12 protein-coding genes are annotated in these 12,874 nt (G+C 61.7%); 6 read left to right on the top strand and 6 right to left on the bottom strand.

Annotated features, from left to right (window positions below; all coding sequences use genetic code 11):
• Window positions 1-104 precede the first annotated feature (104 nt).
• A complete protein-coding gene (locus ACOI7D_RS08205) occupies window positions 105-527 on the top strand; it encodes a universal stress protein (protein WP_109547112.1) in 423 nt (140 codons plus the stop codon).
• On the opposite strand, the gene ACOI7D_RS08200 is transcribed toward ACOI7D_RS08205, so the two are convergent.
• Complete coding sequence (locus tag ACOI7D_RS08200; protein WP_023290413.1) at window positions 524-1,438, bottom strand: LysR family transcriptional regulator; 915 nt, start codon at window positions 1,436-1,438, stop codon at window positions 524-526. The two genes, ACOI7D_RS08205 and ACOI7D_RS08200, sit on opposite strands and share 4 nt — an antisense overlap.
• A gap of 120 nt (window positions 1,439-1,558) precedes the next feature.
• Here ACOI7D_RS08200 and ACOI7D_RS08195 point away from each other — a divergent pair, with 120 nt between their 5' ends.
• Window positions 1,559-3,370, top strand: a complete 1,812-nt coding sequence (locus ACOI7D_RS08195; protein ID WP_109547111.1) for an adenine deaminase — start codon at window positions 1,559-1,561, stop codon at window positions 3,368-3,370.
• Window positions 3,371-3,372: 2 nt separating this feature from the next.
• Entirely contained in the window at window positions 3,373-4,716 is a 1,344-nt protein-coding gene (locus tag ACOI7D_RS08190) for an NCS2 family permease (RefSeq protein ID WP_023290415.1), read from the top strand.
• Here the strand turns inward: ACOI7D_RS08190 and ACOI7D_RS08185 are convergent.
• Window positions 4,706-5,605 (bottom strand): LysR family transcriptional regulator, encoded by a 900-nt coding sequence (locus ACOI7D_RS08185; RefSeq protein WP_032453496.1) that lies wholly within the window; start codon window positions 5,603-5,605, stop codon window positions 4,706-4,708. The two genes, ACOI7D_RS08190 and ACOI7D_RS08185, sit on opposite strands and share 11 nt — an antisense overlap.
• Window positions 5,606-5,788: 183 nt before the next feature.
• Here ACOI7D_RS08185 and ACOI7D_RS08180 point away from each other — a divergent pair, with 183 nt between their 5' ends.
• Together ACOI7D_RS08180 and ACOI7D_RS08175 are read left to right on the top strand one after the other, a co-directional pair.
• A complete protein-coding gene (locus tag ACOI7D_RS08180; RefSeq protein WP_004201590.1) occupies window positions 5,789-6,106 on the top strand; it encodes an RcnB family protein in 318 nt (105 codons plus the stop codon).
• A complete protein-coding gene (locus ACOI7D_RS08175; protein ID WP_072420671.1) occupies window positions 6,081-6,542 on the top strand; it encodes a GNAT family N-acetyltransferase in 462 nt (153 codons plus the stop codon). Before ACOI7D_RS08180 ends, ACOI7D_RS08175 begins: the two co-directional genes overlap by 26 nt.
• Here the strand turns inward: ACOI7D_RS08175 and apbC are convergent.
• Complete coding sequence (gene apbC, locus ACOI7D_RS08170; protein WP_109547110.1) at window positions 6,539-7,648, bottom strand: iron-sulfur cluster carrier protein ApbC; 1,110 nt, start codon at window positions 7,646-7,648, stop codon at window positions 6,539-6,541. The genes ACOI7D_RS08175 and apbC overlap by 4 nt on opposite strands.
• Window positions 7,649-7,801: 153 nt before the next feature.
• On the opposite strand from apbC, the gene metG reads away from it, so the two are divergent.
• A complete protein-coding gene (gene metG, locus ACOI7D_RS08165; protein ID WP_032453499.1) occupies window positions 7,802-9,835 on the top strand; it encodes a methionine--tRNA ligase in 2,034 nt (677 codons plus the stop codon).
• Between the two features lie 108 nt (window positions 9,836-9,943).
• On the opposite strand, the gene ACOI7D_RS08160 is transcribed toward metG, so the two are convergent.
• Genes ACOI7D_RS08160 through ACOI7D_RS08150 form a run of 3 tightly spaced genes read right to left on the bottom strand, consistent with a single transcriptional unit; the run spans window position 9,944 to window position 12,863 of the window.
• A complete protein-coding gene (locus tag ACOI7D_RS08160; protein WP_109547109.1) occupies window positions 9,944-10,414 on the bottom strand; it encodes a DUF1456 family protein in 471 nt (156 codons plus the stop codon).
• A 47-nt stretch (window positions 10,415-10,461) separates the two neighbouring features.
• Complete coding sequence (gene btsR, locus ACOI7D_RS08155) at window positions 10,462-11,181, bottom strand: two-component system response regulator BtsR (RefSeq protein WP_023290421.1); 720 nt, start codon at window positions 11,179-11,181, stop codon at window positions 10,462-10,464.
• Entirely contained in the window at window positions 11,175-12,863 is a 1,689-nt protein-coding gene (locus ACOI7D_RS08150; RefSeq protein ID WP_004189065.1) for a sensor histidine kinase, read from the bottom strand. Before ACOI7D_RS08150 ends, btsR begins: the two co-directional genes overlap by 7 nt.
• Between the last annotated feature and the right edge of the window lie 11 nt (window positions 12,864-12,874).

The raw sequence follows: 12,874 nt of genomic DNA, 5'->3' as shown, positions 1-12,874 counted from the left end.
GGCCGCGGGGGAACTTTATCTTCAGGCAAACGCGCCGAGGGTTTGCCATCCCCCCGCCCGCGGCTCAAAATACGCTGAGGACAACTTTTTGCGCGGAGGTATTTATGGCGCTTTATCACCATGCGCTGGTACTGATTAACAGCAGTCAGGACGGCGTCACGCTGCTCGAGCATGCCGCCAGAATGGCGGAAGAGAACGGCATGCGCATCACTATCGCCCACATCAGCACCGACTACCGGGCGCTGAACTATGTTTCCGACAGCCTGCGCGACGATCAGGTCTCGCAGGAGGTGATCCAGGCCAAAGCCCTGCTCAACGAGCTGGCCTGCACCGTCTCCCTGCCGGTGGATACCCTCTCGCTGGTGACCACCCGCCGCTTTGAAGATGTCGAAACCTGCGTTCGACAGCGGCAGATCGATTTAATTATTGCCGGACACCATAACCGGCTGCTGGGCGTCCTCTCCTCACACTCGCTGGAGTACATCAACCACTTAACCATAGACGTGCTGATCAAGCATCTGCCCTAGCGCAAGGCGGCCTGCAGCAGGGAAAAACAGGCTTCGATAAGCGGCGGCAGCGCCTGCGGCCCGCGCATCAGGGCCACCGTGCGGGTCAACGCCGGCTGCTGCAGCTGGGCGACCTTGAGCGCCGGGTCCTGCAGATGGGTGGTGTACAGCTCCGGCAGTATCGCCACCGCTAAGCGCGAGCGCACCAGGCCATACAGGGTTTCGATATAGTCCACCTGGTAGCGGGTGGTCAGCGTCAGGCGATGGCTCTCCACTAATGCCGCCACCAGCCGCTGAATATTGCCCTTCGAGAAGACGGCAATGTCCCGCCCCACCAGCTGTTTCCACGGCAGATGCGCCTGCGCGGCCAGCGGATCGTCGCGGTGCAGCACCGCCACGAAGGGATCGTCGCGCAGCGGATAGACCAGCAGTTCTGCGGGCAGTGAGCTGTCGATCGCCCCGATGCCGAAATCAATCTCGCCGCGCAACAGCGCCTGGATGAGCGCATCGTTGGTCTGATCGTGAAATTCAATACGCAGGCGGGGAAAGGCCTGGGCCAGGGTCTGCGGCAGCAGCGGAAACAGCAGCGAACTGACCGACGGCACCAGGCCGATGCGCACCGTCCCGTCGCCGCCCGCCTCGACGATCTGCTGCATATCGAAAAAGGCCGCCTGCGCCACGCTGAGGATCCGCTGGGCGTGGGGTAAAATCGCCGCCCCCAGTTCAGTCAGGGTGACCGCCGAAGCGGTGCGGTTGACCAACTTGCCGCCGAGCACCGTTTCAATCTGCCGCAGAGCGCTGCTCAGCGCCGGCTGGCTAATCGCCAGCCGACTGGCGGTATCGGTAAAATGGCGCAGCTGGGCCAGGGTGACGAAATACTGAAGCTGTTTAAGAGAGAGCGCGGGCAGCCGCTGCCAGGGTTCGTTCATCATCGGGTTCGCTACGGTGGTCCTGCACAATAACCCGAGCTTATCGGGTGATAAATTTATTCATCTGGGCAAACGTTTGCTGTGCCCCTAGAGTATCCGCATTATCCTTGTGCCGGAGTGGTTATGTCCAGCAATGCTCAAGTCCGCCGTCGCGCCGTGCAGGCCGCGCGCGGCGAATCCCCGTTTGATCTGCTGCTGGTCGATGCGCAGATCGTCGATATGGCCACGGGCGAAATCCGCCCGGCTGACGTCGGCATCGTCGGCGAGATGATCGCCAGCGTCCACCCGCGCGGCAGCCGCGTCGACGCCCATGAAGTGCGTTCCCTGTCCGGCGGCTACCTGTCGCCCGGCCTGATGGACACCCACGTGCACCTTGAAAGCTCCCACCTGCCGCCCGAGCGCTACGCCGAAATCGTCCTCACTCAGGGCACCACCGCGGTGTTCTGGGATCCGCATGAGCTGGCTAATGTGCTCGGCGTCGAGGGCGTGCGTTACGCGGTAGACGCCAGCCGCCACCTGCCGCTGCAGGTGATGGTCGCCGCGCCGTCGAGCGTGCCCTCCACCCCCGGCCTCGAAATGTCCGGCGCCGATTTCGCCGGCGCGGAAATGGAGACCATGCTCGGCTGGCCGGAAGTGCGCGGCGTGGCGGAAGTGATGGATATGCATGGCGTGCTGCACGGCAGCGAGCGGATGCAGGAGATTGTCCAGGCCGGTCTCAACAGCGGAAAACTGATCGAAGGCCACGCCCGCGGGCTGAGCGGCGCCGACCTGCAGGCCTACCTCGCCGCCGGCGTCACCTCCGATCATGAACTGACCTCGGCGGACGACGCGCTGGAAAAACTGCGCGCCGGGCTGACGATCGAGATCCGCGGCTCGCACCCCTACCTGCTGCCGGAGATCGTGGCGGCGTTGAAAACGCTGCCGCACCTCTCCTCGCAGATCACCGTCTGCACCGATGACGTGCCGCCGGATATGCTGCTGGAGAAAGGCGGGATCATCGCCCTGCTCAACCTGCTGATCGAGCATGGATTACCGGCGGTCGATGCGCTGCGTTTCGCCACCCTCAACGCTGCTATTCGCCTGCAGCGCCACGATCTCGGGCTGATTGCCGCCGGGCGACGCGCCGACCTGGTGGTGTTTGATTCTCTGGAGAAACTGGCGGCCCGCGAAGTCTACGTTGGTGGGGAACGGCTGGCCCATGCCGGCCGCCTGCTGAAGCCGATCGCCCCCGCGCCGGGCGTGACGCCGCCGCGCGATACCTTGCAGATAGCCCCCCTCGCCGCCGATGACTTTATCCTGCGCATCAAGGGCATTCGCCACGGCGTTGCCCGCCTGCGCCATATCCGCGGCGCGCGCTTCACCCAGTGGGGTGAGGTCGAGGTGCAGATCCGCGACGGCCAGGTCCAGCTGCCCGCCGGCTTCAGCCTGATCTGGGTCAAGCACCGCCACGGCCGCCATCAGGCGACGCCGCAAATCGCCCTGCTTGAAGGCTGGGGCGAGCTGCGCGGCGCCATCGCCACCAGCTATTCCCACGATTCACACAATCTGGTGGTGCTCGGGCGCAATGCTGAGGATATGGCGCAGGCGGCCAACCAGCTTATCGCCTCCGGCGGCGGGATGGCGCTGGCGCTACGGGGCGAGATCCTCGCCCATGTGGCGATGCCGATTGCCGGCATGCTGTCGGATCTCCCGGCGGCAGAGCTGGCGCGTCAGTTCCGCGAGCTGCGCGATCTGAGCAGCAAAATCGCCGACTGGGAGCCGCCGTACCGGGTCTTTAAGGCCATTGAAGGCACCTGTCTTGCCTGTAACGCCGGGCCGCATTTAACCGATTTGGGTCTGACCGACGGCGGCAGCCGCCAGATAGTCGACCCGTTGATAGCCTGCCGGGAAACCCCGGCGCCAACGCCTCACAACAATAATCCTCAGGGAGCCTGAGCATGGCCGATAACACACTTCACTCTTCCGCCCGCGATAACTGGCTGGAGCGCCGCTTTGCGCTGCGCTCGCGCGGCGGCACGCTGCGCAGCGAATGCCTGGCCGGGATCACCGGTTTTCTCGCTGCCGCCTATTTACTGGTGGTCATCCCGGGACTGCTGGCGATCGGCGGAATGGACAAAGGCGCCGCCACCACCGGCACCATTCTGGTCTTCGTCGTCGGCTCGCTGCTGATGGCGTTTTACGCCAACCTGCCGTTTATCGTCGGCCCGGGCATTGGCGGCTCAGTGCTGGTGGGGGTCACGCTGGCCGGTAGCGAGGGGATTGGCTGGCAGACGGGCCTCGGGATCGCCTGCTGGTCGGGGGTTCTCTTCTTCCTGCTGACCCGCTTTGGCCTGCGCGAAGTGGTCACCCGCTCGGTGCCGCAGTCGATCAAGCTGGGGCTGACGGCCTCCATCGGCCTGTTCGTCGCCGTCCTCGGCTTTCGCAACGCCGGGCTGGTGCTCGCCAATGCCAAAACCAACGCCCTGATGCTCGGCGACTTCCTCGCCCCCGGCGCGCTGGTGGCGCTGTGCGGCCTGTTCCTGGCGATAGCCCTGCAGGCGCGTAAGGTGCCGGGCGCCATTTTGTGGGCCATTCTGTGCGCTACCCTGGTGGGGATCCCGTTCGGCGTCACGAAACTGCCGACGCATTTTATCGATGTCCCCCACTCGCTGGCCCCGGTGCTGGGAGAGGTTGACCTGCTGGGGGCGTTAAACATCGCCTTCCTGCCGTTCCTGTTCGTCTTTTTCGCTTCTGAGTTTTTCTCCACCATGGGGACGACGCTGGCGGTGGGCGGCGAGGCGGGTCTGCTGGATGAAGAGGGCAACATGCCGCAGATTAATCGCCCGTTTATGGTCGATTCGATTGCCGCGGCGCTCGGCCCGTGGGTAGGTATTCCGGCGGCAACGGCGCTGATTGAGTCCTCGGCGGCGGCGGAAGCCGGCGGCAAAACCGGCCTCACCGCGCTGTCGGCGGCGGTGATGTTCCTGCTGATGCTGCTGTTCACGCCGGTGGCGCTGATGATCCCGAAGGAGGCCACCGCCCCGGCGCTGATCCTGATCGGCCTGAACATGTTCAGCGGCCTGCGCAAAGTGGATCTCGGCAACTTCACCGACGGCCTGCCGGTGCTGATGATGGTGATGATCACCCTCATCGCCAACAGCTTCGGCACCGGCATCGCCGGCGGGCTGCTGTTTTACATTGTGATCAAGGCCATCGCCGGCAAGTGGCGGGAAATCCCGATTGGCCTGTGGGTGCTGGCCGTCCCGCTGGTCTACTACTTCGCGACCTTAGTTAGACATTAAGCCCTTCACAATGTGATTTCACCTCTTCATATAACAAACGCACCGCGGCAGAGAGCTGTTTGCGGTGCGGACAAATCAGGTTCAACGGCACCACATCCCCCTGGTAACGCGGCAGCAGGCGCCGCAGACGGCCCGCCCGCAGATCGTCGCTGACGTCGAGCATCGATTTATAGGCAATGCCCTCCCCGGCCACCGCCAGCCGGCGGATCACCTCCGCGTCGTCGCTCATCACCGTGCCGGAGACCTTCTGCTGCAGGACTTCGCCGTCGAGGCTCAGCGACCAGCGGTCGAACGGGCGGCCGCGCAATATATAGATCAACGCATTGTGCTGGCCGAGCTCCTCAAGGGTCTGCGGCTCGCCGTGGCGGGCGATCCACTCAGGAGAGGCCACCAGCACCCGACGATTTTCCGGCGCCACCGGCAGCGAAATAAACGAGGCGTCATCGTTATTGCCATAGCGAAACGCGACGTCCACCGGATCTTTAAACACGTCGGTCAGCTGGTCGGAAAAGAGCAGCCGCAGGCGCAGCGCCGGGTGGCGTTGCCGAAAGTCGCGGAACAGGGTCAGGAGCAGGTTACGCCCGAGATCCGACGGCACGGCGATCTGCAGCATGCCGCGAATTTCATCGTCCGGGGTCTGGATCTTCTGCAGGCCGGCCTCGAGGGTATCGAGCATCTGGGTGGCATACGGCAGCCAGGTCTCCCCCTCCGGCGTCAGGCGCAGGCTGCGGGTCGAGCGGGCGAACAGGCGAATATTGAGGATCGTCTCCAGACGCTTAATCGCCGCGCTCACCTGCGCCGGTTGCTGCCCCGCCTCGCGCGCGGCGTCGCTAAAACTGCCCAGTGCCGCGGCGCGGACAAATAAGGTCAGATCTTCCAGCCTGAACATGCCGATTCTCCCCTGCTTCAGATTGCTCCCAAAATAGGCATCACCGTCGCTGCAACGCAAGCGGCGCAGGACTTGCGCCGTGTTTTGCTTACACTTTTTAAAAATCCAGTGCTTGCCATTTCAGCAACGCATCAGGAATGATACGAGGCTGCTATTTTGAGTCCAGGTAATATTGAGGAAACTATGCGTAAAACAAAAATGATGCTTCTGGGCGTACTCCTTGCCACCGCCGGCGCCAGCTGGACGGCTTCTGCCGCGGGGATCGATCAGTATGCGCTGAAAGAGTTCACCGCCGACTTCACCCAGTTCCACATTGGCGACACCGTTCCGGCGATGTACCTCACCCCCGAATACAACATCAAAGGGTGGCAGCAGCGTAATCTGCCCGCGCCGGACGCCGGCAGCCACTGGACCTATATGGGCGGTAACTACGTGCTGATCACCGACACCGAAGGCAAAATCCTCAAGGTGTACGATGGCGAGATCTTCTATCATCGCTGATCCGCTCAAACTCCGCATCCGCCCCGGCGAACCAGCGGACTCTCCGGCGCTGCGCCAGCTCTTTCTGCGGGCGCGCAGTATGTCGTGGACCTGGCTTCCCTCCACGACGTGGCGGCTGGAAGATTTCGATGCCGCCACCGCGGATGAACAGCTGTGGGTCGCGGAATACGACGGCCTGCCGGTGGGCTTTGCCGCCGTATGGACCGCCGATAACTTTCTTCACCATCTGTTCGTCGACCCGGACTGGCAGGGCAAACATATCGGCAGCGCGCTGCTGGCGCAGGTCGAACAGACCTTTACCGCCAGCGGGACGCTGAAGTGCCTGATGGAAAATAAAAACGCCCTGCGCTTCTACCAGCGTCACGGCTGGACCATCGAAGCACAGGGCGCCTCGCCCGAGGGCGGATACTGGCTGATGCGCTCGCCGCGGCCTTAAACGGCGCGGAAGGCAATCTCACCCGGGATCACTTCTCCCTGCCAGTACATCTGGGCCGCCACCCGACCCGCCAGCTGGCGGTAGATGTCGGTAAATTCGCTTTCCGGACGCGCCACCACCGTCGGCGTGCCGTTATCCAGATCTTCCCGCAGCGTAATATGCAGCGGCAGCTGGCCCAGCAGCTGGGTGTGGTATTTCTCGGCCAGTTTTTGCGCGCCGCCGGTGCCGAAGATCGGCTCATGATGCCCGCAGTTGCTGCAGATATGCATGCTCATGTTTTCCACGATCCCCAGCACTGGCACTTCCACTTTTTCGAACATCACGATGCCTTTTTTGGCGTCGATCAGCGCGATATCCTGCGGCGTGGTGACTACCACCGCGCCGGTGACCGGAATGTTCTGCGCCAGCGTCAGCTGGATGTCGCCAGTGCCCGGCGGCATATCCAGCACCAGGTAGTCAAGATCCGGCCACAGGGTCTCCTGCAGCATCTGCATCAGCGCCTTGCTGGCCATCGGCCCGCGCCACACCATGGCGTTGTCGTCGGTCACCAGGTAGCCGATGGAGTTGGTGGCCAGACCGAACTTCATGATCGGCGCCATATGGGTACCGTCCGGCGAGGTCGGGCGGCTGTCTTCCGCGCCAAGCATGGTCGGAATCGACGGGCCGTAGATATCGGCATCCAGAGTGCCCACCTTCGCCCCTTCCGCGGCGAGCGCCAGCGCCAGGTTTACGGCAGTAGAAGATTTACCGACGCCGCCTTTCCCGGAGCTGATGGCGATAATGTTCTTCACGCCGTTGATGCCGGGCTGGTTTTTCACGCGCTTGAGTGTCGCGATGCTGTGGGTCAGCTTCCAGTCGATGGCCTTCGCGCCAGTGATGCGCAACAGCTCGGCGCTGCACTGCTCTTTGAGCGCTTCGAAGGCGCTGCTCCAGACGAACGGCATTTGTAGCTCGATATGAACGGTATCGTCCAGCCAGGCGACATGGTGCAGCGCCTTGAGGGTGGTGAGATTATGCTTCAGGGTTGGGTGCTGGAAATTGGCCAGCGTCCCGGCGACCATCGCGCGGAGGCGCTCGGGGGATTTGGCCTGGGATTGCGAATTCATCCCGACTCCTTTGTTGTTTTGAGATGCTTTCAGTAATCACAGAGTTTATCACAGGAAAGGATTATCCATATATGGGCAGCCATTTATGGCGCACCCACAGCCCTTTTGGTAATATCGGAAGCCCTTTTTACAACAGAAGATGTAATGCTCACTATGACTCAAGTCGCGAAGAAAATTCTGGTAACGTGCGCCCTGCCGTACGCCAACGGCTCCATCCACCTCGGCCACATGCTGGAGCACATCCAGGCTGATGTCTGGGTCCGTTACCAGCGAATGCGCGGCCACGAGGTCAACTTCATCTGCGCCGACGACGCCCACGGCACGCCGATCATGCTCAAGGCGCAGCAGCTCGGTATCACCCCGGAGCAGATGATTGGCGAGATGAGTCAGGAGCATCAGACCGATTTTGCCGGCTTCGACATCAGCTACGATAACTATCACTCGACGCACAGCGACGAGAACCGCGAGCTGTCGGAGCTTATCTACACCCGTCTGAAAGAGAACGGTTTTATCAAAAACCGCACCATCTCTCAGCTCTACGATCCGGAAAAAGGCATGTTCCTGCCGGACCGTTTTGTGAAAGGCACCTGTCCGAAGTGTAAATCTCCGGACCAGTACGGCGATAACTGCGAAGTGTGCGGCGCGACCTACAGCCCCACCGAACTGATCGACCCGAAATCGGTGGTCTCCGGCGCCACGCCGGTGATGCGTGACTCCGAACACTTCTTCTTCGACCTGCCGTCGTTCAGCGAAATGCTGCAGGCGTGGACCCGCAGCGGCGCGCTGCAGGAGCAGGTGGCGAACAAAATGCAGGAGTGGTTCGAATCCGGCCTGCAGCAGTGGGACATCTCCCGCGATGCGCCTTACTTCGGCTTCGAAATTCCGAACGCACCGGGCAAATATTTCTACGTCTGGCTGGACGCGCCGATCGGCTACATGGGCTCTTTCAAGAACCTGTGCGACAAGCGCGGCGACACCACCAGCTTCGACGAATACTGGAAGAAAGACTCCACGGCCGAGCTGTATCACTTTATCGGCAAGGACATCGTCTACTTCCACAGCCTGTTCTGGCCGGCGATGCTGGAAGGCAGCCAGTTCCGTAAACCGACCAACCTGTTCGTGCATGGCTACGTGACGGTCAACGGCGCGAAGATGTCTAAGTCGCGCGGCACCTTCATTAAGGCCAGCACCTGGCTGAAGCACTTTGATGCCGACAGCCTGCGCTACTACTACACCGCCAAGCTCTCTTCGCGCATCGATGATATCGACCTCAACCTGGAAGACTTTATCCAGCGCGTTAACGCCGACATCGTCAACAAGGTGGTTAACCTCGCTTCGCGCAACGCTGGCTTTATCAGCAAGCGTTTTGACGGCATGCTGGCCGCTGAGCTGGCCGACCCGGCGCTGTACAAAACCTTCACCGACGCGGCGGAAAGCATCGGCGAAGCGTGGGACAGCCGCGAGTTCGGTAAGGCCATCCGCGAAATCATGGCCCTCGCCGACGTGGCCAACCGCTATGTCGATGAGCAGGCGCCGTGGGTGGTGGCGAAACAGGAAGGCCGCGACGCCGACCTGCAGGCCATCTGCACCATGGGCCTGAATATGTTCCGCGTGCTGATGACCTGGCTGAAGCCGGTCCTGCCGCAGCTGGCCGCGCGCGCGGAAGCGTTCCTCAACAGCGAGCTGAGCTGGGACGCCATCCAGCAGCCGCTGCTGGCGCATAAGGTCAATCCGTTTAAGGCGCTGTACAACCGCATCGAGATGAAGCAGGTGGAAGCCCTGGTGGAAGCCTCTAAAGAAGAGGTGAAAGCCACCGCGGCGCCGGTCAGCGGCCCGCTGGCGGACGATCCGATTCAGGAAACCATCACCTTTGACGATTTCGCCAAAGTCGACCTGCGCGTGGCGCTGATTGAAAACGCGGAATTCGTCGAGGGCTCCGACAAGCTGCTGCGCCTGACGCTGGATCTTGGCGGCGAGAAGCGTAACGTCTTCTCCGGCATCCGCTCCGCTTATCCGGATCCGCAGCCGCTGATTGGCCGCCTGACGGTGATGGTCGCCAACCTGGCGCCGCGCAAAATGCGCTTCGGCATCTCGGAAGGGATGGTGATGGCCGCCGGCCCTGGCGGGAAGGATATCTTCCTGTTAAGCCCTGACGACGGCGCGAAGCCGGGTCAGCAGGTGAAATAATAAAAAAGCCGGAGAATATCTCCGGCTTTTTTTTCCCGGCGGCGCTACCCTTGCACGGGCCGACGGGTTTTGTAGGCCGGGTAAGGCGAAGCCGCCCCCGGCTAACCATCACGCCTTCGGGTTATGTACCCGCTGGGTCAGGCCGCGCAGGAAATTGCGCAGAAACTGGTCGCCGCACTCGCGGTAGTTTTTGTGGTCAGGCGACCGCATCATGGCGGTCACTTCCGGCACCGAAACGCGGTATTTCTGCTCGCTCATGATCGCCACAATATCGTCCGTTTTCAGCGAGAAGGCGATCCGCAGCTTTTTCAGCACCGTATTGTTATTCACCCGGCGCTCCAGCGCCAGCTCCGGCGCCGAATCGTCTTTACCACGCTTGTCATAGATAAGGCCGTTGAGGAACCCCGACAGAATAATGTCCGGGCAGCGGACAAAGCCCTCTTCATCCTCTTTCTTCGTCCAGGTGTCGAAGCTGGCGGAGGTGGATTCCATATCGGATAGCGCAAGAATGCGCACCATATCGTTATTATTGACTTTCAGGGTGTAGCGCAGGCTACGAAGAATATCATTACTGAGCATGAGTGCCTTTTACTGTCGATGATGCAATGGGGCGCAGTGTAGCAGCTTTACAGGCCAATCGCCTCTTTCAGGCTTTTTAAATAGCGCCGGCTCACCGGCACCGTTTGCCCGGCGCGCATCAGCAGCTCCGCCTGACCATTCTCCTCCAGGCGAATCTCCTTCAGGTGCGCCATATTCACCAGATACTGGCGATGACAGCGCAGCAGCGGCGTGCGGCTCTCAAGGGTGCGCAGGGTCAGCTCGGTAAACCCCTCCTTGCCCTCGCGGTCGGTCACGTAGATCCCGCTCATCCGGCTGCTGACGAAGGCCACATCCTCCATCTGCAGCAGCCAGATACGGCTGTGGCCGGTACAGGGTATGTATTTCAGCGTCTGCCGGGCGTCATCCAACAGCGACACATCCTGCAGATTACGCTCCTGGCGCAGACGGGCGAGGGTTTTCTCCAGCCGGGCAGCTTCAATCGGCTTGAGCAGATAGTCAAAGGCGTGCTCCTCAAAGGCTTTCACCGCGTATTCATCAAAGGCGGTGAGAAACACGATATAGGGGCGGTGCTCCGGGTCGAGCATCCCGACCATCTCCAGGCCGCTGATGCGCGGCATCTGGATGTCGAGAAACAACACGTCGGGACGCAGCTTATGGACCGCGCCAATCGCCTCCACCGCGTTGCCGCATTCGCCGACGATCTCGATATCGCGCTGAGTCTCCAGCAAAATACGCAGGTTTTCCCGCGCCAGCGGCTCATCATCGACGATCAATACTCTCAGCATGCATTCTCCTCCAGGGGCAAACGTAGGGTGACACGGGTAAAGCGCTCCGGTTCGCAGGTGACGCTGATGCCGCAGTCGGCGCCAAAACGCGCCCGAAGCCGCCTGTCCACCAGATTCATCCCCAGCCCGCTGGCCTGAGGGTTGGCCCGGTACAGCCCGGCGTTATCTTCGATATCCAGCTGCAGCCAGCGATCGTCCTGGCTGGCGCGAATGGTAATTTCGCCGACGCCAAGATGTTGCGATGTGCCATGCTTAATGGCGTTCTCCACGATCGGCTGCAGGGTAAAGGCCGGCAGCTGGTGATGCGCCAGCCCTTCCGGCACCGCCATCTGGATCTGCAGGTTAGCCTGAAAGCGGGCCTTCTCAATCTGCAGGTAGGCGTTAACATGCTCGATCTCATCGGCGAGGGTGACGATTTCTGTCGGCCGCTTCAGGTTCTTGCGAAAGAAGGTCGACAGATACTGCACCAGCTGGCCGGCCTGCTCGCTGTCGCGACGGATCACCGCCTTCAGGGTGTTAAGCGCGTTAAACAGGAAGTGCGGGTTGACCTGGGCATGCAGAAGCTTGATTTCGGATTGCGTCAGCAGCGCCTTCTGCCGCTCGTACTGCCCGGCGAGGATCTGCGCCGATAGTAGCTGGGCAATCCCCTCCCCGAGGGTGCGGTTGATCGAACTGAACAGGCGGTTTTTCGCCTCATACAATTTGATGGTGCCGATCACCCGCTGGTTCTCGCCGCGCAAGGGGATCACCAGCGTCGACCCCAGCTTACAGTGCGGATGAATCGAGCAGCGGTAGGGCACCTCGTTGCCGTCGGCATACACCACCTCCCCGGTCTCAATCGCCCGTTGCGTATACGAGGAGGAGATAGGTTTGCCCGGCAGGTGGTGGTCGTCGCCGATGCCGGTAAACGCCAGCAGCTTGTCGCGGTCGGTGATCGCCACCGCGCCGATATCCAGCTCCTGGATCAGCACCTGGGCCACCTTCATGCTGTTCTCTTCGTTGAACCCCTGACGCAGGATCCCCTCGGTGGACGCCGCCACCTTCAGCGCCGTGGCGGAAAAGGCGGAGGTGTACTTCTCGAACATCGCCCGCTTGTCCAGCAGAATGCGCATAAACAGCGCCGCGCCGACGGTATTGGTCACCATCATCGGCGCAGCAATGCTCTGCACCAGATGCAGGGCGTCCTGGAACGGGCGGGCGATCAGCAGAATAATCATCATCTGCACCAGCTCGGCCACGAAGGTGATCGCCCCGGCGGTCAGCGGGCTAAAGACTTTGTCCGGCCGGCCGCGCTTGACCAGCACGCTGTGCACCAGACCGCCCAGCAGCCCCTCGACGATAGTGGAGACCATGCAGCTTAAGGCGGTCATCCCCCCCAGCGAGTAGCGGTGCAGGCCGCCGGTCAGCCCCACCAGCCCGCCGACCACCGGGCCGCCGAGCAGGCCGCCCATCACGGCGCCGATGGCGCGGGTGTTGGCGATAGAGTCTTCGATATGCAGACCAAAATAGGTCCCCATAATGCAGAAAATGGAGAAGGTGACGTAGCACAGCAGCTTGTGCGGCAGGCGAACGGTGACTTGCATCAGGGGGATAAACAGTCGGGTTTTGCTCATCAACCACGCGATGACCAAAAATACGCACATCTGCTGAAGCAGCAGCAACACCAGATCAAACTCGTACATACCCGCAAACC

Origin of the sequence: Klebsiella sp. C360 (assembly GCF_048822415.1) — a bacterium.
Taxonomy (GTDB): Bacteria; Pseudomonadota; Gammaproteobacteria; order Enterobacterales; family Enterobacteriaceae; genus Klebsiella; species Klebsiella quasipneumoniae.
The sequence above is the reverse complement of the archived record's forward strand: the minus strand, read 5'-3'. Positions and strand labels throughout refer to the sequence as shown.